Source organism: Cupriavidus sp. USMAHM13, assembly GCF_001854285.1.
Lineage (GTDB): Bacteria > Pseudomonadota > Gammaproteobacteria > Burkholderiales > Burkholderiaceae > Cupriavidus > Cupriavidus malaysiensis.
In genome coordinates, this window is record NZ_CP017751.1 from 2,133,205 (window position 1) to 2,159,060 (window position 25,856).

The window sequence follows — 25,856 nt, forward strand, 5'->3', positions numbered from 1 at the left end:
TGCCGGAATGTGGCGCCTGGAGCTGGTGGCGCGCCGGCCGTCCGCGCATCATCGCTTTGCTTCGGGCAGGCGCATGGCGGACGCAGCGTGCCTGTCACGGAAGCTTAATTTTCGCGCCGGCGCGCCGTTAGCACGCGCATCGGGTGGCTGGCGCCGCCGGGCACGGCAAGTGTCTGTGGCTGCCAGCCGTGCTTTCGTCGAGGCTTTGTCGCGCATGGACTTGATCCCCCTTTCTCTCACCGATCTGCCGCTCGGGCAGCCGCTACCCTGGTCGCTGTTCGACGACGAGGGCAACTGCGTGCTCGGCAGCGGCAACATCATCCGCGATGCGCGCGACGCCGCCCTGGTATTCCGGCAGGGTGAACTGTGCCGCCAGGACAGCGAGCCGGTGCGGCCGAACGCAGACAGCGGCCGCGCCGGCAAAGGTCCGCTGGGGCTGCCGGTCGGCACGCTGCTGCATGCCAAGCGTCCGGAAGACAACGAACGTGCCGCGGCGAGTCGCCTGATCGGCTTCATGGAGCACGCCCTGTTCATCTCCTGGCCGCAACAGGGCGGCCGCGAGCAAGCGATCGAGGCGGGCGAGTCGCTGCTGCTGCGGGGGTTTTCCGGCCAGGTCATCTACAGCTTCCGCTCCACCATCACGGCGGTGTGCCGCAGCCCGTTCCGCTACCTGGTGCTGTCGGCCCCGACCGATGTGGAACAGATCCCCGTGCGCAAGGCCGCACGCGTGCCGACACGCCTCGCCGCCTTCCTGGGCCAGGAGGCGGGAGGCGAGGGCGAAGAGCGTCTCGTCATGCTGTCCGACCTGAGCCTGGGGGGCGCGCTGCTGCATGCCGCCGAGCCGGCGCCCACGCCGGGCAGCCGGGTGCGCCTGCGTTTCCAGTTGCGTACCGCGGCCGCCGACAGCGAACTCGACATCGTCGCGCGGGTGCGCAATCTGCCGGGGGAGGCCGAGGATGCCGGCTTTCCCGCCTTCGGCGTGGCTTTCGACAGCCTAGGCGAGCGCGAGCTGACCCTGCTGCACTGCTTCATCTACGAACAATTGCTCTCCGGCGCGCGTTTGCCGCTGTAGTCCCTGCCGGCACCGGGGCCGGCGTCGTCCCTGTCCCGGTGCCGGTTCGGCTCAGCGCGAAGCGGAGAACAGCGAGAACAGCCCGAGCCCGGCGCGTACCTCGTCGAGGGTCAGCTGCGTGACTGCGCGGGCGCGTTCGGTGCCCTGCCGCAGCACCTCCAACAGGTAGTCCGGGTGGCGCGCCAGCTGCGCGCGGCGCTCGCGGATGGGGGCGAGCAGGGCTTGCAGTGTCTCGTCCAGGCGGCGCTTGACCACCATGTCGCCGAGGCCGCCGGCCCGGTAGGCGGCTTTGAGCCGCTCGACTTCGGTGTGGTCTTCGTCGAAGGCGTCCAGGTAAGTGAAGACCACATTGCCCTCGACCCGGCCCGGGTCGGCCGCGCGCAGGTGGCCCGGATCGGTGTACATGCCGCGCACCGCGGCCTGGATCTGCTCGGGGCTGGCCGACAGCGGGATGGCATTGCCCTGCGATTTGCTCATCTTGGACTTGCCGTCCGCGCCGGGCAGCCGTCCCATGGTGGGGATCAGCGCCTGCGCTTCGGTCAGCACCGGGCGCCCGGCCTGCCGGTTGATGCGGCGCACGATCTCGTTGGTCTGCTCGATCAACGGCGCCTGGTCTTCGCCCACCGGCACCACGCCGGCGCGGAAGGCGGTGATATCGGCCGCCTGCGAGACCGGATAGCAGAGGAAGCCGGCCGGGATGTCGCGGCCGAAGCCGCGCGCCTGGATCTCTTCCTTGATGGTGGGGTTGCGCTCCAGCCGCGCCACCGTGACGAAGTTCATGTACAGCAGTGTCAGTTCCGCCAGGGCCGGCAGGGCCGACTGCAGCGCAATGGTGGTGCGGGTGGGGTCGATACCGACCGCCAGGTAGTCGAGCACGACTTCCAGCACGTTGCGCCGCACCTTGTCGGGGTCGTCGGCATTGTCGGTCAGGGCCTGGGTGTCGGCGACCAGCAGGGTCTGGTCATGCGTGTCCTGCAGCGCCAGCCGGCTCTTCAGCGAACCGGCGTAGTGGCCCAGGTGCAAGGCTCCGGTGGGGCGGTCGCCGGTCAGGACGATGGGGCGGACAGGGCTGGCGGCGGGCGCGGGAACGGACGCTTCGCGCGCGGCCTGGGGAGAAGCTTGACTGGAGTGTTGCGTATCGTGCATGGGGCATTCCATCGGGAACCGCCGCAGCACGGGTAAGGCAGGGAGATGACGCGATGCCGGCCGGTCTGCGGCGGCATGGTCAGGGGAAAAGACAGGAAAAACGTGACGATGCCGCTCCTTCAGGAGCGCCACCAGTTGCGGAGGGCAGGGGTCATCGTCGTGTGCATTCGCACAGCATGCCATAGCCAGGGGGGCTCTGACAACCTGGCCAGCCATTGAGGAATCCGCCTCGCGCGATCCTTCCGGTTCTTTTCAACGGGAAGGGGAGGCGATACCATCACCGCCATGGAAATCCGATCCGCCACCCCTCACGACGCAGAACGCATCAGTTCCCTGATCCGGAGCGTCTCCCGCTTCTTCACGCTGGATCCGCACGGCCTGGGCGCGGAAGGCTTTCTGGCCCGCATCGGGCCGGAGGCCGTGCGCGGATATATCTCGGCCCCGGACTTTCGCTATGCCGCGGGCTTCATCGATGGTGAGCTGGCCGGTGTGGTGGCGATGCGCGGCACCACCCACCTCTATCACCTGTTCGTCGCGCCGGCATTCCAGGGCCGGGGCCTGAGCCGCCTGCTGTGGGAACACGCGAAGGCGGATGCCATGGCCGCCGGCAATCGCGAGGCCTTCACGGTCAACTCGACACCCTATGCGGTGCCGGTCTATGAGCGCTTCGGCTTCCGGGTCACCGGCGCCCGTGTCGAGCGCGATGGCATTGCCTTCGTGCCGATGGCGTTGCGGCCGGGCGGCGGCCAACCTGCCTGACACGGCTTCCGCTCGCCTGGGCGGTCGTGCCCGATGGCCTGTCCTGCGGCGGAGCGGTACGCAGTGGTCACGGACGCGCGGCACTGGCCGGGCGTGCCGTATGCGTGATGCCGGGATGGCGCTCCGTCGCCCGCAAACGGCCTATCCGACGATGCGCAGCGCGGCGCGCGTGCCCCACCATGCCGCCTCTTCGAACACCGACAGCCCGGACAGGTCGGCGTGGGCGAACAGGATGCGTCCATCGGCCGCGCGCAGCGCCGCCGTGCCGGCATTGCCGAGGAAGCCGGGGCGCGGCGAGGCCATCGCATGGCCGCGCGCGGTGATCTCGACGCGGTCGGCGTGGCGCCAGAAGGCGCGGCCGTACACCTGGCGCAGATCGGTCACGGCATAGTCCATCAGTTCGGCGGGGCTGGCCTGCGCCAGCCAGTGGCGCACCGCGTCCGGCGCGCCGGGTTCCGCGCCGTAGGCGGCGCCGGCCGGGCCCAGGGCCGCGGCGTCGAGCGGGCAGTAGGCCGTGAACACGGTCTGTGCGGGACGGGCCTGGCGTATCCATTGGTGGGTGGCGACCACATAGCCGAGCGCGCGCGAGCCGTGCACGACGTTGTCCCAGGCCAGCGGCACGCCCTCGGCTTCGGCTGGGAAGCCCTGCAGGCGGAAGTTCGACACCAGCCAGGCGGCATGCGCCGGCAGGTGGCGGGCTGCGTCGAAGCCGAAGCGGCCCAGCGGCAGCAGGCGGCCGGCCACATGCAGCGGCATGGCGCAGATCACGCGGCGCGCGCGCAGGCGCCAGGTGCGCGGCGGGGGCAGCGGGCCTGCGCAGCTGGCGTCGCCGGAACCATTGCAGGCGGGCCAGCTGGCGCACAGCACGGTGACGCCGTCGCGCTGTTCCTCCACCCGCAGGGCCATGCCGGCACGCCGCCAGCCCTGGGCCTGCGCGCCGGGCCGGGTGCCGAGCAGATGGTCGACGCGTGCCGTCAGCAGCCTGACCATGCCGTGCAGGCCGTCCGGCCAGGTCAGGACCGCGCCGTCGGCCGCGTTCTGCGCGTGGCCGCCGCGGCTGGCGAAGTAGTGCAGGCCGGCCCAGGCGGAGATGGCGCCGTGGCCGGCGCCGTAGTCGTCGCGGCAGCAGTAGTCGGCATAGGTGTGCAGCAGCGGTGAGGTGAAGCCCTCGTCCAGCAGCCACTGGCGCAGCGTGGTGCGGTCGAGCGCGGTCCAGGCGGGATCGCGCGAGGACAGGGCCAGCGGAATGGCGAAGGCCTTGCGGCCGTCGCTGCCGCGCGCCTGCTTGAGCCCCTCGACGCGGGCGAAGAAGCGCGCGCATTGCGCCGCATCGTCCGCGCCTATGCCCTCGGCCGGCAGCACGCCGTCCTGCCAGCGGCCGGCGAAGAACACGCGTTCGTCGGGCGCGTGGACGAGCACGCGCTCGTCGAAGCGCGGCCGCATGCCGAACGGGTCCTGCTCGATCACGCCGAGGTCGGCCAGCATCTCGCGCACATGGGCGGACTCGGGCGAGGGCAGCGGCAGGTAGTGGGCGCCGCGCGGGAAGCCGAGCGGGCCGAAGCGGCCGGCGGCCGCGTTGCCGCCGGACTCCGGTCCGTCGACCACGACGAAATCGCGCAGGCCGGCGTGCGCCAGCTGCCACGCGGCCGACAGTCCGGCGGCGCCGCTGCCGAGGATGGCGACCTCGGTCTGCAGTTCGCCGTCGGGCGCGGGCCACCGCTGCGCGTCGCGCAGCGCGTGGCCTTGCGCCATGCCGGGCCGCAACACTGCGGGCTCCAGTTCGCTCAGGCCGAGGCCGGCCAGGAAGCGGCCGGCAGTCTCGTCCAGGCGGTCGCAGCCGGCCAGCGCGGCGCTGCCGGCTGCGGCGGCACCATGGATCAGGAAGCGGCGACGGTCCATCGGGCGGGCAGCGGGGGCGGGTGCGTCAGCGGATGACGTCGCGCCAGTCCTGTTCGAAGTCGTGCACCAGCGTCTGTTCGTTGAGACGGTTCGGCTGGCCCGCGCGCGGCGCCATGTCGGCGGGGAAGCGGAACATCAGCGCGGTGCTGGCGGCGTCGAGGAAGCGCATCGGCATGTCGTAGCGCGTGGGCGGCGTGTAGTCGCTGCGCTTGCCGGCCAGGATGAAGCCCCATTCGCCGAAGGAGGGCACGTAGGCATGGTAGGGCCAGGTGTGGAAGCCGGCTTCGCGCAGGGTGGCGTCGATGTCCCAGAACGAGCGTGGCGCGTAGTAGGGCGAGGTCGACTGGATCACCGCGTAGCCCTTTTCCGCCAGGTGGTGGGCGAGCAGGCGGTACATCGGCACCGAGTACAGCTTGCCGAGGCCGAAGTTGGAGGGGTCGGGCAGGTCGACGATGATGGCGTCGAAGACCTCGGTGTTCTGTTCCAGCCATTGCGCCGCGTCGGCGTTGACCACGTGCAGGCGCGGGTCGCGCAGCGCGTCGCGGTTGAGGGCGCGCAGCGGCGCGCTCCGGGAGAACAGCATGGTCATGGCCGGATCCAGGTCGACCAGGGTGATGTGCTCGATCTGCCGGTGGCGCAGGATCTCGCGCGCCGCCAGGCCGTCGCCGCCGCCGATCACCAGCACGCGCCGCGCCCACGGCAGGGTCTGCAGCGCCGGGTGCACCAGGGCCTCGTGGTAGCGGTGCTCGTCGCGCGAGGAGAACTGCAGGTTGCCGTTGATGTAGAGGCGCAGGTCGTCCTTCCAGCGGGTGATGACCAGGCGCTGGTAGGGCGTGGTCTCGCTGTGGATGATCTCGTCGCCGAACAGGCCTCGCTCGGCCCAGTGGGTGAGGCGGGCCGAGCCGGCGAAGCCGGCCCCCAGCAGCGCGATGACGACCATGGCGCGCATGGTGCGTCCGGCCACGTCGGGCAGCTCGGCGCGGAACACGCGCGTGGTGAACAGGGCCACGGCGGCGTTGCACATGCCGAACAGGAAGCCCGTGCGCGACAGGCCGAGCCGCGGCGCCAGCAGCAGCGGGAAGACCAGCGAGACCGCGAGCGCGCCCAGGTAGTCGAAGGTGAGCACGCGGCTGACCAGTTCGCTGAAGGACGCGCGGCGCGCGTTGAAGATGCGCATCACCAGCGGGATCTCCATGCCCACCAGCAGGCCGATGACGAAGACCAGCGCGTACAGCGCGGCGCGGAAGGGTGCCGACATCCAGGCGAAGACCACGAACAGCAGCGCGGCGGAAACGCCGCCGAGCAGGCCGACCAGGATCTCGATATCGACGAAGCGTGCCAGCACGTCCTCGTCCTTGACGTAGCGCGACAGCCACGAACCCACGCCCATGGCGAACAGGTAGCAGCCGATGATGGAAGAGAACTGGAGGATGGAGTCGCCCAGCAGGTAGCTGGACAGGGCGCCGGCGATCAGTTCGTAGCCCAGCCCGCAGGAGGCCACGATCAGCACGGAAAGGACGAGGGTACGGTCGCGCATCGGGCGGCGGGGAAAAACGGGAAAAGGAAGGCACGGCGCACCGGGCGGGTGCGGGTTCGGATCGCTGCGATGTGATCGGGTGAAGGGACTGCGGCCGTGACAGCGGCTATACTTGGGGTCGCTGATCACAGGGTCGCTTACCACGGGGTCGCCGGGGACCACTGGTCCGGCCCCGCCGGTCCGGCCGTGCAACCTGCCTCGGAACACGCACCATGCAACCCGTCTATGCCTACGCCTTGCACCTTCTCGCAAGCCTCGTGCTGCTGGCCGTGTTCGTCGGAGTCTACACCAGGATCACGCCGTTCCGCGAGTTCGCGCTGATCCGCCAGGGCAATATGGCCGCGGCGCTGTCGCTGGCGGGCTCGGTGTTCGGGCTGTGCTTCACGCTGTCGGCCAGCATCCAGCACAACGACACCTTCCCGATGTTCCTGTTGTGGTCGGTCGGCGCCATGCTGGTGCAGGTGCTGGTCTATGCCGCGCTCACCCGCATGCTGCCCGACATGGACGCGGCCATCGAATCGAACAATATCGGCATGGGCGCCCTGATGGGCACGATGTCGTCGGCGGTCGGCGCGCTCAACGCCGCCTGCCTGTCCTGAGGCCGCCGCGCCGGCCCGCTTCCCTTTCCACGCTCACCGCCTCCAGGGAGTCCGCCATGAGCCTCGGCTCGTTCATCAAGAAGCAGTTCATCGACATCCTGCAGTGGACCGAGGACGCCGACGGCGTGCTCGCCTGGCGTTATCCGATGGAGGACATGGAGATCCAGTACGGCGGCAGCCTGACGGTGCGCGAGTCGCAGATGGCGGTGTTCGTCAACGAAGGCAGGATCGCCGACGTGTTCGGCCCCGGCATGCACAAGCTGACCACGCAGACGCTGCCGGTGCTGACCTACCTGAAGAACTGGGACAAGCTGTTCGAGTCGCCCTTCAAGTCGGACGTCTATTTCTTCAGCACGCGCCTGCAGATCGGCCGCAAGTGGGGCACGGCCCAGCCCATCACCATCCGCGACGCGGACTTCGGCATGGTGCGGCTGCGCGCCTTCGGCCTGTATTCGTACAAGATTGCCGATGCGGCGAAGTTCTACACCGAGATCAGCGGCACGCGCGCCGAGTACGGCCGCGAGGAGCTGGAGGAGCAGTTGCGCAACCTGCTGGTCGCCACCATGACCAGCACGCTGGGCGCATCCTCGCTGCCCTTCCTCGACATGGCGGCCAACCAGGCGCTGATGTCGCAGGCGGTGCAGGAGAAGCTGGCGCCGGAATTCGCCCGCTATGGCGTGGCGCTGGAGAATTTCGCTGTCACCAATGTCTCGCTGCCCGAGGAACTGCAGAAGGCCATCGACACCCGCATCTCGATGGGCATGATGGGGGATATGGGCCGCTTCACCCAGTACCAGGTGGCCAGCTCGATCCCGCTGGCGGCGCAGAACGAGGGCGGCGTGGCCGGGCTGGGCGCCGGCCTGGCCGCCGGCGCGGCCATCGGCCAGGCCATGGCCGGGGGCCTGGCAGGCGCTGCGGCGCCCGCCGCCACGGCTGCCGCTTCTGCCACTGCCGCAGCGGCTCCCGCCGGCGCCCCGGCGGAGGATCCCGCCGCACGCCTGCAGAAGCTCAAGGAGCTGCTCGACAAGAGCCTGATCTCGCAGGCCGAGTTCGATGCCGCCAAGGCCGAGATCCTGAAGAAACTGGTGGGTTGACCGGCGCGCATGCAGACGTTCCATTGCCCGAGCTGCGGCGCGGAGGGCGCCTTCCGTTCCTCTGCCGCCGTGATGGCGGTTTGCGAGTACTGCCACAGCACGCTGCTGAAGGAAGCCGATGCGGTCAAGGACATCGGCAAGATGTCGGCCGTGCTGGAGGACTACACGCCGCTGCGGCTGCATGCCAGCGGCCGCTGGCAGGGGCAGGGCTTCACCGTAGTGGGCCGCCTCCAGCTGCGCTACGACGCCGGCCTGTGGAACGAGTGGTACCTGCTGTTCGACGATGGCAGCGATGGCTGGCTGGCCGATGCTTCCGGGCAGTACATGCTGACGCGCCGCGTCGCGGATGCGCCGGCGCGGCAGGGCGGCGAGGGGCTGCCGCGTTTCGAGGCGCTGGCACCCGGAGCAAGCCTGTTCTTCGACAAGCGGAACTACCTTGCCGGCGACGTGCGCAGCGCGCGCTGCACCGGCGGCGAAGGCGAACTGCCCTTCGCCGTGGGAGCGGGCTGGCAAGCGCAGGTGGCGGATTTCCGCGAGGAAGGGCGCTTCCTCACGCTCGACTATGCCGATGGCTATCCGCCGGCGCTCTATGCCGGCGAACTGGTCAAGCTGGAACAGCTCGCCTGCCAGTTGCTGCGGCCCGCCGACGAGATCGGGCAAACGGCGGATCGCTACCGCGGCAAGGCGGTGCCGCTGGCCTGCCCGCAATGCGGCAGCCCGATCCAGTACCGTGCCGGCATGGCGAACTTCGTCATCTGCGCGCAGTGCCACAGCGAGGTCGACTGCACGACGTCGACCGCCATCGTGCTGGAGAAGCACGGTGAGATCGAGGCGCTGAAGACCAGCCTGTCGCCCGGGGACAGCGGCCGCATCGATGGCCGGGCCTACACGGTGCTTGGGTTGCTGCAGTGCACCGACCATGACGAGGAAGAGGCTTCGACCTGGGTCGAGTACCTGCTCTTCAATGAAGAGCGCGGCCTGTTGTGGCTGGTCGAACAGAGCGATGGCTGGGACCGCGTCGAAGTGCTCGACACCTGGCCGCGCCTGGTGTCCGGGACGACTGCCACCTACCAGGGGGGCAACTTCCAGCGCGGGTCCGACTACGAAAGCGAGGTGCTGTACGCGGCCGGCACCTTCAACTGGCGGGTGCAGGCGGGTGACCGCACGCGCTTGACCGAATTCGGGCCGCGCCAGCGGCGCCTGACCCGCGAGACCTCGGCGACCGAAATCGTGTGGACACTATCGGTGGCGGTGGCGCGCCGGCAGGTGGCGCAGTGGTTTCCGGACAAGCCCGGGCTGGCCAGCGCGGCGGCCACGCCGGCAGCAGCCAAGGCGGTCGGCGTGGCGGTCGGAGACATGGCGTTCTGCCGCAAGGCGGCCAAGGTCTATGCGCTGGTGCTGCTGGTGCTGAACCTGCCGATCGCGCTGTTTTCCGGCAGCGGCTGGTTCACGCTGGCCTTTGCGCTGTTGCTGCTGTGGGCGCCCATCTGGGTGGTGGGCCGCCTGGGCGGTGCCGAGGGGGATTGATCCGTGCGTATTCTCTATCTGGTCTACGGCCTGATCGTGCTGTTCGGCGCCACCTTCTACAACCTGGGGTCATCGACGACAGGCGGCTCGGGCGGCGCATCGTCCGCCCGCAGCTGGGGCGGTGGAGGCGGTGGAGGGGGCTGGGGCGCCGGCGCCGGGCACAAGTAGCGTGCACCGGGCACGCGCCATCACTCGTGCGGCGGCCCCTCGCCGGTATCGACCGCCACCAGCACGCTGCAAGACACCTTGTCCAGCAGCAGGCCGTGGCCTTGCCCGGCCCACCAGCGCGCCAGCAGGCCGCAGCGCTTGTGCCCCACCACGATCAGGTCAGCGCGGATGCGGTCGGCCATGCGCGCGATCTGGTCGATCGGGCTGCCGGTAGCGAAGTGTCCGGTGGCGTTGACGCCGCGCGTTTCCAGCTTCTCGACGCCTTCGCGCAGGATCTCGCGTGCCGATTGCTCCTCGACCAGGGTGGCTTCCATCACCGCGGCATCGTAGCCACGGATCCAGTAGGCGTTGTCGAGCACGGCCAGCAGGTGGGTTTCCGCCCCCAGCCGCTGTGCCAGGTCGGCGCCCAGGCGCAAGGCGCGCCGCCCCTCGCGCGAACCGTCATAGCAGAGCAGGATCCGAGAGAACAGTTCCATTGCGCACCCCCTGGGGATTCCGGCGCGCCGCGCCGCCTCGCAGGCGGCGGGCGGTGCACCCATGGAAAAAGTATAGCGGGCGCGACAGGAAAAAACGGCAGCCCGGAGGCTGCCGTTTTCCCTGATGCCGGGGTGCCGCGCGCAACGCGGCGCCGGCCTTACATGCCCACGTAGTTGGGGCCGCCGCCACCTTCGGGCGTGACCCAGACGATGTTCTGGGTGGGGTCCTTGATGTCGCAGGTCTTGCAGTGCACGCAGTTCTGCGCGTTGATCTGCAGGCGCTCCTTGCCGGCGTCGTCCTGCACGAACTCGTACACGCCCGCGGGGCAGTAGCGGCTTTCCGGGCCGGCGTACTTGGTCCAGTTGACCTTGACCGGCACCGAGGCATCCTTCAGGGTCAGGTGGGCCGGCTGGTTCTCTTCATGGTTGGTGTTGCTGATGAAGACCGAGGACAGGCGGTCGAAGGTCAGCTTGCCGTCCGGCTTCGGATACGCGATCTTCGCGCACTCGGCTGCCGGCATGAGCGACTGGTTGTCCGACTTGGTGCCGTGCAGCGTCCAGGGCGGGCTGGCGACGCCGATCTTGGGCAGCAGCCATTGCTCGATGCCGGTCATGATCTTGCCCAGCGTCGGGCTCTTCTTGAACCACAGCTTGAAGTTGCGCGTCTGGTCCAGTTCTTCCTTCAGCCAGCTCTGCTCGAAGGCGGCCGGGTAGGCGGACAGCTCATCGGCCGAACGGCCGGAGGTGACGGCGTCGAACACGGCTTCACCGCACATCATGCCGCTCTTGATGGCGGCATGGCTGCCCTTGATGCGCGCGGCGTTCAGGTAGCCGGCATCGCAGCCGACCAGCGCGCCGCCCGGGAACACCGTCTTGGGCAGGGCCTGCGGGGTGCCATTGTTGATGGCGCGGGCGCCGTAGCCGATGCGCTTGCCGCCTTCGATATGCGCGCGGATGGCCGGGTGCGTCTTCCAGCGCTGCATTTCCTCGAACGGGCTCAGCCAGGGGTTCTTGTAGTCGAGGCCGATGACGAAGCCGAGCGTGACCTTGTTGTCTTCCAGGTGATACAGGAAGCCGCCGCCGAAGGTGTCGTCCTCCATCGGCCAGCCGGCCGTATGCACCACCAGGCCGGGCTTGGCCTTGGCCGGGTCGATTTCCCACAATTCCTTGACGCCGATGGCGAAGGTCTGCGGGTCCTTGCCGGCGGTCAGCTTGTACTTCTCCAGCAGCTGGCGGCCCAGGTGGCCGCGCGCGCCTTCGGCGAAGATGGTGTACTTGCCCAGCAGTTCCATGCCGAGCTGGAAGTTGTCGGTCGGCTCGCCGTCCTTGCCGACGCCCATGTTGCCGGTGGCGACGCCGCGCACCGCGCCCTTGTCGTCGTACAGGACCTCGGCTGCCGCGAAGCCCGGGAAGATCTCCACGCCCAGCCCCTCGGCCTGCGTCGCCATCCACTTGACGACATTGGACAGCGAGATGACGTAGCAGCCGTGGTTATGGAAGTTGCGCGGCACCAGCCAGTCGGGCGTGCGCTTGACGCCGGTCTCGCTCAGGAACAGCACGTCGTCGCCGGTGACGGGCTGGTTGAGCGGGGCGCCGTCTTGTTTCCAGTTGGGCAACAGCTCGTCGATCGCGCGCGGATCCATCACCGCGCCGGACAGGATATGGGCGCCGGGCTCGGAACCCTTCTCCAGCACGCAGACGCTGACGTCCTTGCCCTTCTCCTGCGCCAGTTGCTTCAGGCGGATGGCGGTCGCCAGGCCGGCCGGGCCGCCACCGACGATGACGACGTCGTACTCCATCGATTCGCGGGGACCGAACTGTTCCAGGAGCTGTTGCTGATCCATTGTCTCTAACCCTCTGTCTTCTTGGCAGCACGCGCAGGCGGGCGCGCCGTGCCACCGCGCGGGCGCGGAGCCGGGACGCCATCCCTCGCGGTTTGTGGGATATACGGTATTCGTCTTCAGGCGAACCGGGCCGGGAGCGAACTTTTTCGCTTCCCCTTTGTCGGCCAAGTTCTTAGAATCTCCGGCATTGTCCGGGAGTCGCCACTCACAGGCAAGGATTTTTTTTGAACGATCGTTCTTTTTTTTGATATGCTGCCTTCCGCCCTGGCTTTGGCCGGCGCGCTCGTGAACGGGTGTGCCGTTGCCGGCGGGCGGAGTCCGCGGCTAGCAAAGAACAGGCGGGAAGGCCGGCAGCGTGTTCCCCGGGCATCCGGGCCGCGCGCTGGTAAAAGAGGTCAACATGGGTTTGTCGATTAATCTGGAAGGCAAGGTCGCGCTGGTGACCGGTGCATCGAGCGGCCTGGGCAAGCGCTTCGCGCACGTGCTGTCGGCCGCCGGGGCCAAGGTGGTGCTGGCCTCGCGCCGCACGGAACGGCTCAAGGAACTGCGCGCGGCCATCGAGGCCGAGGGCGGCAATGCCCACGTGGTGCGGCTCGACGTCACCGATCCGGACAGCATCCGCGCCGCGATCGCCCATGCCGAGACCGAGGCCGGCGCGATCGATATCCTGGTGAACAACTCGGGCGTGTCGACCACGCAGAAGCTCACCGACGTCACGCCGGACGATTTCGATTTCGTCTTCGACACCAATACGCGCGGCGCCTTCTTCGTCGCGCAGGAAGTGGCGAAGCGCATGATCGTGCGTGCCAAGGGAGCGGAGAAGGCGGGGCATCCTCTGCCGCAGTCGCGCATCGTCAACATCGCCTCGGTGGCAGGGCTGAAGGTGCTGTCGCAGATCGGCGTCTACTGCATGAGCAAGGCCGCGGTGGTGCACATGACCCGCGCCATGGCTCTGGAGTGGGCACGTCACGGCATCAACGTCAATGCGATCTGCCCCGGCTATATCGATACCGATATCAACCACCATCACTGGGGCACCGAGGCGGGCCAGAAGCTGATCCAGATGCTGCCGCGCAAGCGCCTGGGCAAGCCCGAGGATCTCGACGGCCTGGTGTTGCTGCTGTCCTCGGACCAGTCGCAGTTCATCAATGGCGCCGTGATCACCGCCGACGACGGCATGGTGTGACGGCCCGGCGCCGGACGGCACCGTCCGGCGCGCTGCCGGCAAGCCACAGCCCCGGCCGGCGCCACAAGCGCCCGGCGGGGCCAGTCGCTTTCGGCCGAGGACAACGATCCGGTCCCCTCGGCCATGCCGCGGCTTCGACCGCCTGCGACGCAGGCCGAAGCGGAATCCAGCCAGTTCCTGCCGAGCCTATCGCCACGCTCGCCACACTCTTGGCATAATCGCCCCAAGCATTGCGATTAAGTCTTTACATAAAAGTCTTTGCATAACGAATCACCGCGACGGCCGCAACGGTCCGCGCGGACCGGACCGGAGGCCGGGGAGGATGGAGCAGAAACGGGAGGCGCGGCGCGAGCCCGCGCCGCAGCATGTCGTCGATTCGGCGGTGATCCCGCAGGCGGCCGACGAGGCCGCCGAGGCGGAGTTCCGCGTCTCGCCGCGCATCGAGGACTGGATCGGCGTGATCGTGATGATCCTGCTGGTCGGCATCACCTTCGCCAATGTGGTGGTGCGCTATTTCACCGACGAGTCCTTCGCCTGGACCGAGGAATTCTCGGTGTTCCTGATGGTCGTGCTGGCCCTGGTGGCCGGCAGCGCCGCCGTGGCGCGCGACCGCAATATCCGCATCGAATACTTCTTCGAACGCGGCAGCGAGGCGCGCCAGAAGCGCCTGGCGATCGTGTCGGCGCTGGCGGTCGCGCTGATGTTCGCGGCGCTGGCGGTGCTTGGCGCCCGCATCGCCTGGGACGAATACACCTTCGGCGAAACCTCGCCCGGCATCGGTGTGCCGAGCTGGTGGTACTCGATGTGGCTGCCGGTGCTGTCGCTCGCCATCACGCTGCGCGCGCTGGCCTTGTTGCAGCGCAACGTGCGGGCGCTCAAGGCCCTGCACGCAGCGCGCAGCGAAGCCACCGGCAGCGCGGGTGCAGGAGGTGCGCGATGACCCTGATCGCCATCATCCTGTTCGCGGTCTTCATCGGGCTGATGCTGCTGGGCGTGCCCATCGGCGTCTCGCTGGGGCTGGGCGGCCTGGTCGCGATCGGCCTGTCCAACCTGGACACGCAGATGTTCGGCCTGCTGGCGGTGCCGCAGAACTTCTACGCCGGCCTGGCAAAGTACCCGCTGCTGGCCATCCCGATGTTCGTGCTGGTCGGCTCTATCTTCGACCGCTCCGGCGTGGCGCAGCGCCTGGTCACCTTCGCCATCGCCATCGTCGGGCGTGGCCCCGGCATGCTGCCGCTGGTGGCCATCCTGGTGGCGATGTTCCTCGGCGGCATCTCGGGCTCGGGCCCGGCCAACGCGGCCGCGGTGGGCGGGGTGATGATCGCCGCCATGTCGCGCGCCGGCTATCCGGGCTCCTACAGTGCCGCAGTGGTCGGCGCCGCGGCCGCCACCGACATCCTGATCCCGCCTTCGGTCGCCTTCATCATCTACAGCGTGCTGGTGCCCGGCGCCTCGGTGCCGGCGCTGTTCGCCGCCGGCATGATCCCGGGCGTGCTGGCCGGTGTGGCGCTGATCGTGCCCGCCGTGTGGCTGGCGCGCAAGCACAAGATGGGCGCTATCGAGGCCGCGCTGCCGCGCCCGCCGTTCTGGAAGAGCCTGCGCGAGGCCTCCTGGGGCCTGATCGCGCCGTTCCTGATCCTGGGCGGCATGCGCGCGGGATGGTTCACGCCGACCGAGGCGGCGGTGGTGGCGGTGGTCTACGGCCTGTTCGTCGGCATGGTGGTCTACCGCAGCATCGGCATGCGCGACCTGTTCGTGATCTTCCAGGAAGCGGCCGAGACCTCGGCGGTGATCCTGCTGGTGGTGGCGCTGGCCGGCATCTTCGCCTATGCGTTGTCGACGCTGGGCGTGATCGATCCGCTGGCCGATGCCATCGCCCATTCCGGCCTCGGTGAGTACGGCGTGCTGGCGCTGATCGTGCTGCTGCTGATGACTGTCGGCATGTTCCTCGACGGCATCTCCATCTTCCTGATCTTCGTGCCGCTGCTGCTGCCGATCGCCAACGCCTTCCACTGGAACCCGGTCTGGTTCGGCGTGGTGCTGACGCTGAAGGTGGCGCTCGGCCAGTTCACGCCGCCGCTGGCCGTGAACCTGATGGTGTCCTGCCGCATCGCCCGCGTGCGCATGGAAGAGACCGTGCCCTGGGTGATCTGGATGCTGCTGGCGATGTTCATCGCCATGCTGATGGTGCTGGCCTATCCGCCGCTGGCGACCTGGCTGCCCGACCGGCTCGGCTACTGATGCGATGACGCTGGCGCCGAGCCACACAACGATGAAGAACGATTCCCAAGAGGAGAGGAAACCGATGAAACGCCGTGCCCTGATGCTGTCCGCCGCCGCCGCGATCGCCGCCGCCGCCTTCGCGCCGGCCGGCGCCATGGCGCAGACTTACAAGTCCGAGTACAAGATGTCGCTGGTGCTCGGTCCCGCCTTCCCCTGGGGCAAGGGCGGCGAGATCTGGGCGGACCTGGTGCGCCAGCGCACCAACGGCCGCATCAATATCAAGCTGTATCCCGGCACCTCGCTGGTGGCGGGCGACCAGACGCGCGAGTTCTCCGCGATCCGCCAGGGCGTGATCGACATGGCGGTGGGTTCGACCATCAACTGGTCGCCGCAGGTCAAGGAGCTGAACCTGTTCTCGCTGCCCTTCCTGATGCCCGACTACAAGGCGCTCGACGCGCTGACGCAGGGCGAGGTCGGCAAGTCGCTCTTCGCCACGCTGGAGAAGGGCGGCGTGGTGCCGCTGGCCTGGGGCGAGAATGGCTTCCGCGAGGTGTCGAACTCCAAGCGCGAGATCCGCAAGCCCGAAGACTTGAAGGGCATGAAGCTGCGCGTGGTGGGCTCGCCGCTGTACATCGAGACCTTCAATGCGCTGGGGGCCAACCCGACCCAGATGAGCTGGGCCGATGCGCAGCCGGCGATGGCTTCGGGCGCCGTCGATGGCCAGGAGAACCCGCAGTCCGTGTTCGCCGCCGCCAAGCTCTATACCGTGGGCCAGAAGTTCGTCACCACCTGGGGCTATGTGGCCGATCCGCTGATCTTCGTCGTCAACAAGCAGATCTGGGAAAGCTGGACCCCGGCCGACCGCGACATCGTCAGGCAGGCCGCCATCGATGCCGGTAAGCAGGAGACCGCGCTGGCCCGCAAGGGCCTGGCCGAGCCCGGCGCGCCGGCATGGAAGGACATGGAAGCCCACGGCGTCAAGGTGACCCAGCTGTCGCCGGCCGAGCACGATGCCTTCCGCAAGGCGACCGCCAAGGTCTACGAGAAGTGGAAGAAACAGGTCGGGGCCGACCTGGTGACCAAGGCGGAAGCGGCCATCGCCAAGCGCTGAGTCTCGCGCGACGAGGGTTGACGACGGGCGGGGCGGATGCTCCGCCCGTTTTTCTTTCAGCCATTTTCTGGGGGTGATTCAGATTCATCCGATTTCGAGGGCGTAGGGCCCTCGCTAGACTTGGCTGTCTTTTCCCGTCCGAGGCCATGCTCTTGCGTTCGCTCCGTCCCAGCCCGATCCTGCCAGCCCTGTTGTCCGCCGTTGCACTCGCCGCGAGCTTGCTGTCGGGCGGGGCTGCCGCGGCGGAGTTCGGGCTGCCGGTGGGCGATATGCCGGCCGCCGGCGCCCAGGTCCTGCCGCAAGATGGGGCAGGGGTCGAGCCGGCTGCCGGCACGCGCAGCATGCTGGTGGAGTTGCAGGCGCGCATGCGCGAAGGACGGGTGCGCGAACTGCGTACCCGCTACGACGGCGACTATGGCACCAGCCTTCTGGTCGCCGACGATGCGGTGGTCTGCTATGTCGCCCTGCTGCACCAGCGCAGCCTGTGGCGGGTATTCCGCTTCGATGCCTTCGCCGATGCCGAACGGGCCTTCACGCGCCTGTCGCAGCAGAACGCCGACTGGGCCAAGGATGCCATCGTCGGCACCGTGCTGAACTCGCAGCAGCGCGAACTGTCCCGCCTGACACAAGAAAGCGAGGCGCGTCTCGGCCTCCTCGACGCCGAACTGATGCGGATGCAGGCGCAGCGGCGCCTGATGCTGGAGGCGCAGCAGAGTGCGCAGGCGCAGGCCAATGCTGCGCATGTCGAAAACCGTGCCGCGCGCCTGCAGCTCGACCAGTTGTACACGCGCATCCGCGAACTCGAGGCGAGCCTGCTCGATGGCGTGGCGGATCCGCCGGCAAAGGCGGGCCGGCGAGCGGGCGAGCGGCGCTGAGCCCGATCGTCTGCGCCGGACCGCTTGCGGCGGCTCGAACGCCGGGCCGCCGGGACGGAATCGAGGCGGCCGACGCATCATCCGCCGGAGCATTGCGCGGATGCCCCCGCATCTTCCGAATTCTCCGCGCAGCAGCCGGCTGCGCCGACGCTAGTATCCGGCGAGCTTCCTGCAGGTGATCCCCATGTCCGACGCATTCCCTTCTGATCCCTATCCCGGCATCGCCGTGCCGCCGCCGTTCGGTACGCCTTTCGAGGTGCGCAAAGCGCTGGAGACGATGCGTGCCGACGCCGTGGCCAAATATATCGCCGGGACTGCCGGCGGGGCCCTGCGCGCCCGGCGGCGCGCCTTCCGGCACGGCCTCGGTGGCGGCCTGCTGGCCGGCTTGCTGCTGGGGGTGGGTGGTGGCGGCGCGGCCTGGTGGCTGCAGCAGGCCGCGCCGCCGACGGAACCGCCCGTGAGCGCCTCGACTGCCCTGACTCCGGTCGCCCCGGCTCCGGCCGCGTTTTCTGCCTCCGATGCCGCTGCTGCGCTCCTGGTGGCGCGCGAGGCACCGGCACCGGATGCCTCGGCAGCGCCGCCGGGTGAGGTGGGGGCCGGTGTGCCGGGGAGCAGGTCTGCGGCGGTTCCGGCCGCTCCGGCCGCCAACATGGCGCCGGCCGGGGTTCCGCCGGCGGAGGCCGGCAAGGCGGTGCCGGCGCGGCGCGCAGGCGTGGCAGCGGCGGGGAAGCAGGGCGCCTCGAACGGCCGGCGAACGTCCACGCGTGCCGCGTCATCGGCGGCGGTGGGACCGGCGGCGTCGATACACCGGGGCGCCGGCTGGCAATCCCATCCGGGAAGCCGGCATCTGCCTGCCGAGGACGTCGCCTACGCGGCTTCGGACACGGCATTCGAGCTGCGCGGGCACGCGCCCTTGCTCGGGCAGTGAGCGGCCCGGCGGCAGGCCGATGGCGTGAGGGGTATCGGCAATGGTAGGCTAGCTGGCATGAAACCCGTCTATACCTGCCAGATGCCCATCCGTTGGGGCGACATGGACGCCATGGGCCATGTCAACAACACCGTCTATTTCCGCTACATGGAGCAGGCGCGCATCTCCTGGTTCGAATCGCTGGGCCGCGGCGGCAAGGACGCCGACGGCTGCGGACCGGTCGTCATCAACGCGCACATGACCTTCCTGCGCCAGCTGCGCTATCCGGGCGACATCGAGTGCCGCCTCTACGCCGGGGCCCCCGGACGTACCAGCTTCGAGACGCGTATCGAGATCCGCCGCATCGACGAGCCCGAGGTGGTCTACGCCGAAGGCGGCGCCAAGGTGGTCTGGTGCGACTACGAGGCGGAGAAATCGGTCCCGCTGCCCGAGGCCATCCTGGCGTTGATCACCGGCTAGTGCCCCGAGTCCCGAATTCGCGGGAGTACCCAGCCTGCCGGGAAGGCGTGCGAGGCTTGGTACGCAGCGCAGCAGGGCTGGAGTCTTGGAGCATTCGTGATGACGCATCGCGCGGTTGATCGACGCAATCAGGGCCGACTTAGTCCACGAATTTGTGATTCAGGACACGAGTGTTCCGATCGGGGCTAGTGGTTGATCAGCCTTTGCACCAGGTCGACGGCCGTGCTCGCCCCATACTTCTTCATCAGGCGGGCGCGGTAGATATCGACGGTGCGCGGGCTGATCGCCAGCAGCTTGCCGATCTGCTTGCTGGTCTTGCCGTCGACCAGCTGGGCCGCCACGTCGCGTTCGCGCGCGGTCAGCTCGGCGGTGACCGGGCGCTTCTGCGAGAGGTCCTCGAAGCTCCAGATGCCTGCGCCGAGCGGGTCCTTGCGATCCAGCGAACGGCCGGTGACGTGGCACCAGAACAGTTCGCCGCCGGCGCGCTTCATGATGCGTTCGTCCGAGTACAGGCCGCGCGTGTTCATGATCGGCACGATGCGTGCGCCGATGCGCTCGAACTCGTCGGCGCTGGGGTAGAGCACCTGGAACGACTGGCCGACCAGGGTCTCGCGGGTGGTGCCAAAGATGCGGCAGACCTCGTCGTTGCAATCCTCGATGACGCGCTCGCGTGACAGCACCAGGCCGACGGGGGCGAGCAGGAAGGCGGTCTGGTAGTCGATTGCGGGCATGTCCTTATGTATTTTTACGTAATGGCCTAGCAGGCGCCCCATCGCGTATGCTTTCGCTCGGTCGACATGGCGGCGCTTGCCGCCCGATTGTACCGTTACAATTTCCCCGCGTCGCCCGCCGCCGGCTGGACCGGCGGCCCCGAGCGGGCGGGAACCACCGAGGAAGGAGCAAAGCATGAACAAGGTCTACGCCAGCGCCGCCGAGGCGCTCGCCGGCGTCGTCCGTGACGGCCAGACCGTCGCGGTCGGCGGTTTCGGTCTGTGCGGGATTCCCGAGGCGCTGATCGCCGCGCTGCGCGACAGCGGTGCCAAGGAACTGACCTGCATCTCGAACAATGCCGGTGTCGACGGCTTCGGCCTCGGCCTGCTGCTGGCCACCCGCCAGATCCGCAAGATGATCTCGTCCTACGTGGGCGAGAACAAGGAGTTCGAACGCCAGTACCTGGCCGGCGAACTCGAGCTCGAATTCACGCCGCAAGGCACGCTGGCCGAGAAGCTGCGCGCCGGCGGCGCCGGCATCCCGGCCTTCTTCACCAAGACCGGCGTGGGCACGCTGGTGGCCGAGGGCAAGGAAGTGCGCGAGTTCGACGGCGCCCAGTACGTGATGGAACGCTCGCTGACCGCCGATGTGGCGCTGGTCAAGGCCTGGAAGGCGGACCGTGCCGGCAACCTGATCTATCGCCGCACCGCGCGCAACTTCAACCCGATGTGCGCGATGGCCGGCAAGGTCACCGTGGCCGAGGTGGAAGAGATCGTCGATACCGGCACGCTGGATCCGGACGAGATCCATACGCCGGGCATCTTCGTGCAGCGCATCGTGCTGAACGCCAATCCCGAGAAACGCATCGAGCAGCGCACCGTGCGTGCCGCAGCCTAAGGAGACACATCATGGCATGGACACGTGACGAAATGGCGGCGCGCGCTGCCGCGGAACTGCAGGACGGCTTCTACGTCAACCTGGGCATCGGCCTGCCGACCCTGGTGGCCAACCATGTCCCGGCAGGGATGGAGGTGTGGCTGCAGTCGGAGAACGGCCTGCTCGGCATCGGCCCGTTCCCGACCGAGGACGAGGTCGATCCCGACATGATCAACGCCGGCAAGCAGACCGTGACGACGCTGCCTGGCTCGTCGATCTTCTCGTCGGCCGATTCCTTCGCGATGATCCGCGGTGGCCATATCAACCTGGCCATCCTCGGCGCCATGCAGGTCAGCGAGAAGGGCGACCTGGCCAACTGGATGATCCCGGGCAAGATGGTCAAGGGCATGGGCGGCGCGATGGATCTCGTGGCCGGCGTCGGTCGCGTGGTCGTGCTGATGGAACATACCGCCAAGAAGAAGGACGGCGGCGAGGACCTGAAGATCCTCGGTTCCTGCTCGCTGCCGCTGACCGGCGTGGGTGTGGTCAACCGCATCATTACCGACCTGGGCGTGATCGACGTGACCGAGCAGGGCCTGAAGCTGGTGGAAACCGCTCCCGGCGTCAGCCGCGAGGAGATCCAGGCCAAGACCGGCGCGCCGCTGCTGTAAGGGTGTACCCCGCGCGCTGCGTTCCTGCAGCGCGGCGGCTGGACCCGATGAAGCCCCGCCAGGCTCAGCCGGCGGGGCTTCGTGCTTTGCGCGGGCTGCCAGCCTGCCTGGCTTGCGGGGCTGCCAGCAAGCCAGCGCCGGGCGCGACCGCGGTCGCCGGTGTGCCGGTGTCCGCCCGGTCGCATAGGGTCTCCGGCAGGCCCGGCCATTGCAGGAAGCGCAGGGCGTTGCCGAACGGATCCAGCAGCACTGCCTGCCTGCCGGCACCGCATTCCTGCGGCCAGTCCTCGAGGTCGGCGCCGGCTTCCAGCGCGCGCTCGATGGCCGGTTCCAGCTCGGGCACCAGCCAGTCGACCCGGGCCGGGATGCTGCGCCGCATGGCGCGCTGCGGCAATTCCAGCAGCACTATCTGGGCGGGCTGCCCGCCGCCGGCGTGCAGCATCACGGCGCGGGCGCCGGGCCGCCAGGCGCCCGCGTGCAGGCCCAGGCCGTCGCGGTAGAACGCGGCAGCCTGGGCCAGGTCATCGACTTCAATGCGGGTGAGCAACTGCATCGCCGCCTCCAGGGATCGAGCGCGCCCGAGGGGCGCAATGGCGGCATTGTGATCCCGGTCTCCTGACAGGAGTTGTCAGGAGGATGCGTGGCCCGGCCGGCGTCGGCGCGGGGCATCGGCGCGGGAACAGCGCCGATCGGTGAAGCTCAGCGCGCCGACGGCAGCAGGCGGACCACCACGTCGGCCAGGGCGTCGCCCAGCGCGAGGTGGGCCTCGGCGTCCAGGTGCACGCCGTCCACCTCGCTACTGCGGATCACCGTGCCGGCATCGAACAGCGGGCAGCCCAACGTGTCGCAGACCTGCCGGTAGGCGTCGACCAGGCCCGCGCACTTGTGCTCGCCGCCGGCGAACTTCGGCGCCAGCGGGCCCCGGGGGGCGCGGATCGGCGGCGGCGCCACCACCAGCACGGGCGGCACCGGCATGCCCGGTTCGATCGGCGCGCCGCGGATGGCCTGCACCAGGGCGGAGATTCCCTGGGCGGCGTGCCAGGCATTGTGCGGGTACATCGACTGGAAGTCGTTGCTGCCGAGCATCAGGATCACCATGGCCAGCGGCGAATGCATCTCGATGACTTGCGGCAAGCCGTCGAGACCATTCCGTCCGGGCTTGAACGGATCGTCCCAGACCGTGCGGCGCCCGTTCAGGCAATCCTCCAGCACGCGCACCGGCGCCTCGGCGCACGGGCCGCCGGCGCGGTTGAGCACGTGTTCCATGCGTCCCGGCCAGCGCACCGGGAAGGGCAGGCGCCGGCGCGTGCCGGGCACGATGCCCCAGGACAGGGAGTCGGCATAGACGAGGATCTGGCGCGGGTCCGGTGCGCCGGAGGGCAGGGCGTTAGCGGCGGGGGGCGTCTGGGCATCTGGCATGGGAAGGCTCCGGGATTGGGTGCGGTGCATCAAGCGAATTGATATCGCGGGCTACACGGTGCCGTCATAATATCGGCTATACGTTCCCCCCATTTCTGGAGAATCAAGTTGCGCTTCGAGCATCTGGTAGAGATCAACGACCCGGGCGATCCGCGGCTGACGCCGCTCACGCCGGAGCAACTCTGGCAGGGGCTGGTCCTGCGCGCCATGGAGCCAGAGCTGTTCATGCTCGGGCTCGATCGTTCCGAGATCGTTGCACGCGGTGACAACTGGATGGATAGAGAGCTGCATTTCGGCGGCGCCACCGTGCAGGACCGCGTGGTGCTGGAGCCCCGGCGCGGCGTGCGCTACGAAAGCGCGGCCACGGCAGAGCACGCCGGGGGCACCCTCAGCATGATGATCGAGGCGCCGGCCGAAGGGGCGCTGCTGCTGCGCTTCCTCTACGAGACCACCATGCCGACGGTCGACGAGACCGGCAACGACCGCTATGCAGAGATCGTCAAGTCCGCCTACCACGAGGCCGATCTCGACACCGTGCGCAAGATCCGCGAACTGGCCGCCAGCGGGCGGCTCGGGTGAGCGAGCCGGCCGCGGCCGGCCAGGCCGCTGTTCCGCGCGGCGCGCCCACGCGTGCCGCGCTGCGCGCGCGCTACGGCGAGCGGGCGCGCTGGCGTGTGCTGTTCACGCTGATGCTGGGGACGGTGTCCTCGATCGTCTCGTCGACCATCGTCAACGTCGCCATTCCCGACCTCAGCCGCCATTTCGCCCTGGGCCAGGAGCGCGCGCAATGGGTGGCGGCCAGCTTCATGATCGCCATGACGCTGTCGCTGCTGCTGACGCCCTGGCTGCTCAATCGCTTCGGCCTGCGCCGCACCTTCATCGGCTGCCTGGCGTTGCTCGGCTGCGGCGGGCTGGTCGGCGGGCTGTCGCCCACCTACGGCGTGATGATCGCCATGCGGGTGGCCGAGGGCATCGCCGCCGGCATCTTGCAGCCGCTGCCCAATATCCTCATCCTGCGCGTGTTCGAGGAGCGGGAGCAGGGCAAGGCGGTCAGCCTGTTCGGCTTCGGCGTGGTGCTGGCGCCCGCGCTCGGTCCCAGCCTCGGCGGCTTCCTGGTCGAGGCCTTCGGCTGGCGCTCCATCTTCTTTGTGGTGGTGCCGCTGACGCTGGCGGCATGGTGGATGGCGCGCCGGTACATGGCGGTCGATTCAGCCATGATGGGAGAGCGCAAGCCGCTCGACTGGCGCGGGCTGGGCCTGGCGGGCATTGCCACCGTGAGCCTGCTCAACGGCGTGGTGGCCATGCGCGGCGACCTGGCGGACGGCCTCGCGCTGGCGGGGCTCGGGCTGGCCATGCTGCTGGCCTTCGTCTGGTGGCAACTGCGCGCGCCGCATCCGCTGATGAACATGCGGCTGTACAGCTACCGGCAGTTTTCCGCCGGCGCCATGGTGGCCTTCATCTACGGCGCCGGCCTGTTCGGCTCCACCTACCTGCTGCCGGTCTATATGCAGATGGCGCTGGGCTATACGCCGTCGCGCGCGGGCCTGGTGCTGCTGCCGGCGGGGCTGGTGCTGGCGGTCACCATCGCCGTCGCCGGGCGCCTGACACGCCGCATCCCGCCGCACCGCCAGGTGTCGTTCGGGCTGGCGCTGCTGGCCGTGTCCTTCCTGCTGATGGCGACCGGTTCGCAATCGACGCCTTACCTGCTGCTGGTCCTGCTGGCGGTGGTGGGGCGCGTCGGCCTGGGCTGCATCCTGCCGTCGCTGACGCTCGGGGCGATGCGCGGGGTGGACTATTCGCTGATCCCGCAGGGCTCGAGCTGCATCAATTTCCTGCGGCAGCTGGGCGGGGCGATCGGTGTGAGCCTGGCCGGGGTCGGGCTGCAGTGGCGCCTGGCCACGCATGGGGCGGCGCTGGGCGAGGCGGGTGCCGCCGCGGCTGGTGCCGCGCGCATCCGTGCCTTCGACGAGACTTTCCTCGCCGTCGGCGTGGTGATCGCCATCGCCATCCTGGCGGCCTGGCGGATCCGGCCGCGGCCGGAGCCGCCGCCGGGCTGAGCGGCCGGGCCGGCGGGCGCCGTCTCCGGCGGCCGCGGTGCGTATCTCAGGCGGCCTTGCCGCTGCGCAGCTCCTCGACCAGCGCGATGTACTTCTCCTTGGCTTCGTCCTGGCCGGTGCCTTTCAGCGTTTCCCAGGCCTCGAACTTGTAGCGGCCGACGAAATCCGTCATGCCGGGCTTGTCGCCGTGGGCATCGCCCTCGCTGCCCTGCTTGAACAGTGCGTAAAGACGCAGCAGGGTCATATTGCTCGGGCGCTCGCTGAGTTGCTTGACATCGATCTGGGCCTGGTCGAAGCGGGCTTGCAGGTCGCTCATCGGTATCTCCTGTCTGGGCATCGTGGAAAAGGGGCGATGATAGCCGCGGCCCCGCTGCGTTTGCCTTGAAAAAAACCGAGGAAGCACTCGACTGCGCGTGCGCCGGGTGCGCGTCCGCACGCGGCAAGCGGGCCGACAGCGGCTACAATCGCGCCATGTCCTGGATTCTTGCAGTTGAAACTTCCACTGAGTGGTGTTCGGTGGCCCTTGGCCGCCTGGATGCGGATGGCACACTGGCGTGCCTGTCCCGCCACGAGCATACGGGCGCGCGCTCGTCCTCCCGCGTGCTGCCGGCTGCCGGCGAGCTGCTGGCCGAAGCCGGCATCGCCCTGGCCGATTGCGCCGCCATCGCCTTCGGCGCCGGCCCGGGGTCCTTCACCGGCCTGCGTACCGCCTGCGGTGTGGCGCAGGGCCTGGCCTTCGGCGCCAGCCTGCCGGTCGTGCCGGTCAATACCCTGATGGCCTGCGCCGAGCGCGCCCGGCGCGACGGTCCGCCGCTGCCCGACGGCACCGCGGTGCTGGTGGCGCTGGATGCGCGCATGGACGAAGCCTATACCGGCGCGTTCGCCTGGCGCGACGGCCGCTGGCATGCGCTCACCGCGATGCAGGTCGGGCCGCCCGAGACCGTGGCCTTGCCGGCGGGACCGTACTGGCTGGCCGGCAACGCGGCCGAAGTGTTCGGCGAGCGGCTGGCCGGCCTGGGCGGCGCGCAGCGCGTGGCATCCGATGCGATGCCGGACGCGCGCGCCGTGGCCGCCCTGGCCTTCGGCGCGCTGGCGCGCGGCGAGGCGGTCGAGGCCGCCGAGGCGATGCCGATCTACCTGCGCGACAAGGTGGCGCAGACCATCGCCGAGCGCGAGGCGGCGGCAGCGCTGCGCGCCGCCGGGAGCCGGCCATGAGCGA

General features: G+C 69.2%; 27 protein-coding genes. 18 read left to right on the forward strand and 9 right to left on the reverse strand.

Annotated features, from left to right (window positions below; genetic code table 11):
- The first annotated feature begins 220 nt into the window (after nucleotides 1-220).
- A complete protein-coding gene (locus BKK81_RS09420; protein ID WP_071016270.1) occupies nucleotides 221-1,072 on the forward strand; it encodes a flagellar brake protein in 852 nt (283 codons plus the stop codon).
- 51 nt (nucleotides 1,073-1,123) lie between these two features.
- Here the strand turns inward: BKK81_RS09420 and trpS are convergent, their stop codons facing one another.
- Entirely contained in the window at nucleotides 1,124-2,218 is a 1,095-nt protein-coding gene (trpS, locus tag BKK81_RS09425) for a tryptophan--tRNA ligase (RefSeq protein WP_156811189.1), read from the reverse strand.
- A gap of 285 nt (nucleotides 2,219-2,503) precedes the next feature.
- Here trpS and BKK81_RS09430 point away from each other — a divergent pair, with 285 nt between their 5' ends.
- Complete coding sequence (locus tag BKK81_RS09430; RefSeq protein ID WP_071012352.1) at nucleotides 2,504-2,977, forward strand: GNAT family N-acetyltransferase; 474 nt, start codon at nucleotides 2,504-2,506, stop codon at nucleotides 2,975-2,977.
- 141 nt (nucleotides 2,978-3,118) lie between these two features.
- Here BKK81_RS09430 and BKK81_RS09435 read toward each other — a convergent pair whose 3' ends face one another.
- Nucleotides 3,119-4,876 (reverse strand): NAD(P)/FAD-dependent oxidoreductase, encoded by a 1,758-nt coding sequence (locus BKK81_RS09435; protein ID WP_071012354.1) that lies wholly within the window; start codon nucleotides 4,874-4,876, stop codon nucleotides 3,119-3,121.
- 25 nt (nucleotides 4,877-4,901) lie between these two features.
- The gene (locus tag BKK81_RS09440; RefSeq protein ID WP_071012355.1) at nucleotides 4,902-6,413 is read right to left on the reverse strand and encodes a polyamine aminopropyltransferase; all 1,512 of its coding nucleotides are present in this window, start codon (nucleotides 6,411-6,413) and stop codon (nucleotides 4,902-4,904) included.
- A gap of 212 nt (nucleotides 6,414-6,625) precedes the next feature.
- Here BKK81_RS09440 and BKK81_RS09445 point away from each other — a divergent pair, with 212 nt between their 5' ends.
- Genes BKK81_RS09445 through BKK81_RS35975 form a run of 4 tightly spaced genes read left to right on the forward strand, consistent with a single transcriptional unit; the run spans nucleotide 6,626 to nucleotide 9,801 of the window.
- Nucleotides 6,626-7,012: a DUF350 domain-containing protein gene (locus BKK81_RS09445; RefSeq protein WP_071012357.1), complete on the forward strand. Its 387-nt coding sequence runs from the start codon at nucleotides 6,626-6,628 to the stop codon at nucleotides 7,010-7,012.
- 56 nt (nucleotides 7,013-7,068) lie between these two features.
- Nucleotides 7,069-8,106 carry an SPFH domain-containing protein gene (locus tag BKK81_RS09450; RefSeq protein ID WP_071012359.1) on the forward strand — a complete coding sequence of 346 codons (1,038 nt, stop codon included), beginning with the start codon at nucleotides 7,069-7,071 and terminating at the stop codon, nucleotides 8,104-8,106.
- A gap of 9 nt (nucleotides 8,107-8,115) precedes the next feature.
- The gene (locus tag BKK81_RS09455; protein WP_071012361.1) at nucleotides 8,116-9,633 is read left to right on the forward strand and encodes a DUF4178 domain-containing protein; all 1,518 of its coding nucleotides are present in this window, start codon (nucleotides 8,116-8,118) and stop codon (nucleotides 9,631-9,633) included.
- A gap of 3 nt (nucleotides 9,634-9,636) precedes the next feature.
- Nucleotides 9,637-9,801, forward strand: coding sequence for a hypothetical protein (locus BKK81_RS35975; protein WP_167366672.1), 165 nt, complete (start codon nucleotides 9,637-9,639; stop codon nucleotides 9,799-9,801).
- A gap of 20 nt (nucleotides 9,802-9,821) precedes the next feature.
- On the opposite strand, the gene BKK81_RS09460 is transcribed toward BKK81_RS35975, so the two are convergent.
- Nucleotides 9,822-10,277, reverse strand: coding sequence for a universal stress protein (locus tag BKK81_RS09460; RefSeq protein ID WP_071012362.1), 456 nt, complete (start codon nucleotides 10,275-10,277; stop codon nucleotides 9,822-9,824).
- Between the two features lie 158 nt (nucleotides 10,278-10,435).
- Nucleotides 10,436-12,121, reverse strand: a complete 1,686-nt coding sequence (locus BKK81_RS09465; RefSeq protein ID WP_071012364.1) for an electron transfer flavoprotein-ubiquinone oxidoreductase — start codon at nucleotides 12,119-12,121, stop codon at nucleotides 10,436-10,438.
- A gap of 400 nt (nucleotides 12,122-12,521) precedes the next feature.
- Between BKK81_RS09465 and BKK81_RS09470 the strand changes: the two genes are divergently transcribed.
- From BKK81_RS09470 to BKK81_RS09500, 7 genes are all read left to right on the forward strand, one after another.
- On the forward strand, nucleotides 12,522-13,307 hold the full coding sequence (locus BKK81_RS09470) for an SDR family oxidoreductase (protein WP_071012366.1): 786 nt from the start codon (nucleotides 12,522-12,524) through the stop codon (nucleotides 13,305-13,307).
- Between the two features lie 322 nt (nucleotides 13,308-13,629).
- Nucleotides 13,630-14,247 carry a TRAP transporter small permease gene (locus BKK81_RS09475; RefSeq protein ID WP_071012368.1) on the forward strand — a complete coding sequence of 206 codons (618 nt, stop codon included), beginning with the start codon at nucleotides 13,630-13,632 and terminating at the stop codon, nucleotides 14,245-14,247.
- Nucleotides 14,244-15,548: a TRAP transporter large permease gene (locus tag BKK81_RS09480; protein ID WP_197523901.1), complete on the forward strand. Its 1,305-nt coding sequence runs from the start codon at nucleotides 14,244-14,246 to the stop codon at nucleotides 15,546-15,548. The genes BKK81_RS09475 and BKK81_RS09480 overlap by 4 nt, the downstream gene beginning before the upstream one ends.
- 64 nt (nucleotides 15,549-15,612) lie before the next feature.
- Entirely contained in the window at nucleotides 15,613-16,641 is a 1,029-nt protein-coding gene (locus BKK81_RS09485) for a DctP family TRAP transporter solute-binding subunit (protein ID WP_071012369.1), read from the forward strand.
- 152 nt (nucleotides 16,642-16,793) lie between these two features.
- Nucleotides 16,794-17,516 (forward strand): DUF2968 domain-containing protein, encoded by a 723-nt coding sequence (locus tag BKK81_RS09490; RefSeq protein ID WP_197523902.1) that lies wholly within the window; start codon nucleotides 16,794-16,796, stop codon nucleotides 17,514-17,516.
- 184 nt (nucleotides 17,517-17,700) lie between these two features.
- Nucleotides 17,701-18,444 carry a hypothetical protein gene (locus BKK81_RS09495; RefSeq protein ID WP_071012371.1) on the forward strand — a complete coding sequence of 248 codons (744 nt, stop codon included), beginning with the start codon at nucleotides 17,701-17,703 and terminating at the stop codon, nucleotides 18,442-18,444.
- Nucleotides 18,445-18,501: 57 nt separating this feature from the next.
- On the forward strand, nucleotides 18,502-18,903 hold the full coding sequence (locus tag BKK81_RS09500; protein ID WP_071012373.1) for an acyl-CoA thioesterase: 402 nt from the start codon (nucleotides 18,502-18,504) through the stop codon (nucleotides 18,901-18,903).
- A gap of 185 nt (nucleotides 18,904-19,088) precedes the next feature.
- Here BKK81_RS09500 and BKK81_RS09505 read toward each other — a convergent pair whose 3' ends face one another.
- Nucleotides 19,089-19,634, reverse strand: coding sequence for a PAS and helix-turn-helix domain-containing protein (locus BKK81_RS09505; protein WP_071012375.1), 546 nt, complete (start codon nucleotides 19,632-19,634; stop codon nucleotides 19,089-19,091).
- A gap of 175 nt (nucleotides 19,635-19,809) precedes the next feature.
- Between BKK81_RS09505 and BKK81_RS09510 the strand changes: the two genes are divergently transcribed.
- Nucleotides 19,810-20,511 (forward strand): CoA transferase subunit A, encoded by a 702-nt coding sequence (locus BKK81_RS09510; RefSeq protein ID WP_071012377.1) that lies wholly within the window; start codon nucleotides 19,810-19,812, stop codon nucleotides 20,509-20,511.
- Nucleotides 20,512-20,522: 11 nt separating this feature from the next.
- Nucleotides 20,523-21,161, forward strand: a complete 639-nt coding sequence (locus tag BKK81_RS09515) for a CoA transferase subunit B (protein ID WP_071012379.1) — start codon at nucleotides 20,523-20,525, stop codon at nucleotides 21,159-21,161.
- A gap of 64 nt (nucleotides 21,162-21,225) precedes the next feature.
- On the opposite strand, the gene BKK81_RS09520 is transcribed toward BKK81_RS09515, so the two are convergent.
- Nucleotides 21,226-21,714: a VOC family protein gene (locus tag BKK81_RS09520; RefSeq protein ID WP_071012381.1), complete on the reverse strand. Its 489-nt coding sequence runs from the start codon at nucleotides 21,712-21,714 to the stop codon at nucleotides 21,226-21,228.
- A gap of 146 nt (nucleotides 21,715-21,860) precedes the next feature.
- The gene (locus BKK81_RS09525; RefSeq protein WP_071012383.1) at nucleotides 21,861-22,580 is read right to left on the reverse strand and encodes an SGNH/GDSL hydrolase family protein; all 720 of its coding nucleotides are present in this window, start codon (nucleotides 22,578-22,580) and stop codon (nucleotides 21,861-21,863) included.
- A gap of 108 nt (nucleotides 22,581-22,688) precedes the next feature.
- Between BKK81_RS09525 and BKK81_RS09530 the strand changes: the two genes are divergently transcribed.
- Both BKK81_RS09530 and BKK81_RS09535 read left to right on the forward strand, forming a co-directional pair.
- The gene (locus BKK81_RS09530) at nucleotides 22,689-23,159 is read left to right on the forward strand and encodes an SRPBCC family protein (RefSeq protein ID WP_071012385.1); all 471 of its coding nucleotides are present in this window, start codon (nucleotides 22,689-22,691) and stop codon (nucleotides 23,157-23,159) included.
- Nucleotides 23,156-24,637 (forward strand): DHA2 family efflux MFS transporter permease subunit, encoded by a 1,482-nt coding sequence (locus BKK81_RS09535; RefSeq protein WP_071012387.1) that lies wholly within the window; start codon nucleotides 23,156-23,158, stop codon nucleotides 24,635-24,637. Before BKK81_RS09530 ends, BKK81_RS09535 begins: the two co-directional genes overlap by 4 nt.
- 46 nt (nucleotides 24,638-24,683) lie before the next feature.
- Here the strand turns inward: BKK81_RS09535 and BKK81_RS09540 are convergent, their stop codons facing one another.
- Nucleotides 24,684-24,953, reverse strand: coding sequence for an acyl-CoA-binding protein (locus tag BKK81_RS09540; protein ID WP_071012389.1), 270 nt, complete (start codon nucleotides 24,951-24,953; stop codon nucleotides 24,684-24,686).
- Nucleotides 24,954-25,108: 155 nt separating this feature from the next.
- On the opposite strand from BKK81_RS09540, the gene tsaB reads away from it, so the two are divergent.
- Nucleotides 25,109-25,852 (forward strand): tRNA (adenosine(37)-N6)-threonylcarbamoyltransferase complex dimerization subunit type 1 TsaB, encoded by a 744-nt coding sequence (gene tsaB / locus BKK81_RS09545; protein ID WP_071012391.1) that lies wholly within the window; start codon nucleotides 25,109-25,111, stop codon nucleotides 25,850-25,852.
- Nucleotides 25,853-25,856 lie beyond the last annotated feature (4 nt).

What these genes read in the sequence shown, in the direction of transcription:
- trpS (WP_156811189.1), bottom strand. Translation starts at nt 2,218, where the DNA reads ATGCACGATACGCAACACTCCAGTCAAGCTTCTCCCCAGGCCGCGCGC.
- BKK81_RS09430 (WP_071012352.1), top strand. Translation starts at nt 2,504, where the DNA reads ATGGAAATCCGATCCGCCACCCCTCACGACGCAGAACGCATCAGTTCC.
- BKK81_RS09435 (WP_071012354.1), bottom strand. Translation starts at nt 4,876, where the DNA reads ATGGACCGTCGCCGCTTCCTGATCCATGGTGCCGCCGCAGCCGGCAGC.
- BKK81_RS09440 (WP_071012355.1), bottom strand. Translation starts at nt 6,413, where the DNA reads ATGCGCGACCGTACCCTCGTCCTTTCCGTGCTGATCGTGGCCTCCTGC.
- BKK81_RS09445 (WP_071012357.1), top strand. Translation starts at nt 6,626, where the DNA reads ATGCAACCCGTCTATGCCTACGCCTTGCACCTTCTCGCAAGCCTCGTG.
- BKK81_RS09450 (WP_071012359.1), top strand. Translation starts at nt 7,069, where the DNA reads ATGAGCCTCGGCTCGTTCATCAAGAAGCAGTTCATCGACATCCTGCAG.
- BKK81_RS09455 (WP_071012361.1), top strand. Translation starts at nt 8,116, where the DNA reads ATGCAGACGTTCCATTGCCCGAGCTGCGGCGCGGAGGGCGCCTTCCGT.
- BKK81_RS09460 (WP_071012362.1), bottom strand. Translation starts at nt 10,277, where the DNA reads ATGGAACTGTTCTCTCGGATCCTGCTCTGCTATGACGGTTCGCGCGAG.
- BKK81_RS09465 (WP_071012364.1), bottom strand. Translation starts at nt 12,121, where the DNA reads ATGGATCAGCAACAGCTCCTGGAACAGTTCGGTCCCCGCGAATCGATG.
- BKK81_RS09470 (WP_071012366.1), top strand. Translation starts at nt 12,522, where the DNA reads ATGGGTTTGTCGATTAATCTGGAAGGCAAGGTCGCGCTGGTGACCGGT.
- BKK81_RS09475 (WP_071012368.1), top strand. Translation starts at nt 13,630, where the DNA reads ATGGAGCAGAAACGGGAGGCGCGGCGCGAGCCCGCGCCGCAGCATGTC.
- BKK81_RS09480 (WP_197523901.1), top strand. Translation starts at nt 14,244, where the DNA reads ATGACCCTGATCGCCATCATCCTGTTCGCGGTCTTCATCGGGCTGATG.
- BKK81_RS09485 (WP_071012369.1), top strand. Translation starts at nt 15,613, where the DNA reads ATGAAACGCCGTGCCCTGATGCTGTCCGCCGCCGCCGCGATCGCCGCC.
- BKK81_RS09495 (WP_071012371.1), top strand. Translation starts at nt 17,701, where the DNA reads ATGTCCGACGCATTCCCTTCTGATCCCTATCCCGGCATCGCCGTGCCG.
- BKK81_RS09500 (WP_071012373.1), top strand. Translation starts at nt 18,502, where the DNA reads ATGAAACCCGTCTATACCTGCCAGATGCCCATCCGTTGGGGCGACATG.
- BKK81_RS09505 (WP_071012375.1), bottom strand. Translation starts at nt 19,634, where the DNA reads ATGCCCGCAATCGACTACCAGACCGCCTTCCTGCTCGCCCCCGTCGGC.
- BKK81_RS09510 (WP_071012377.1), top strand. Translation starts at nt 19,810, where the DNA reads ATGAACAAGGTCTACGCCAGCGCCGCCGAGGCGCTCGCCGGCGTCGTC.
- BKK81_RS09515 (WP_071012379.1), top strand. Translation starts at nt 20,523, where the DNA reads ATGGCATGGACACGTGACGAAATGGCGGCGCGCGCTGCCGCGGAACTG.
- BKK81_RS09520 (WP_071012381.1), bottom strand. Translation starts at nt 21,714, where the DNA reads ATGCAGTTGCTCACCCGCATTGAAGTCGATGACCTGGCCCAGGCTGCC.
- BKK81_RS09525 (WP_071012383.1), bottom strand. Translation starts at nt 22,580, where the DNA reads ATGCCAGATGCCCAGACGCCCCCCGCCGCTAACGCCCTGCCCTCCGGC.
- BKK81_RS09540 (WP_071012389.1), bottom strand. Translation starts at nt 24,953, where the DNA reads ATGAGCGACCTGCAAGCCCGCTTCGACCAGGCCCAGATCGATGTCAAG.
- tsaB (WP_071012391.1), top strand. Translation starts at nt 25,109, where the DNA reads ATGTCCTGGATTCTTGCAGTTGAAACTTCCACTGAGTGGTGTTCGGTG.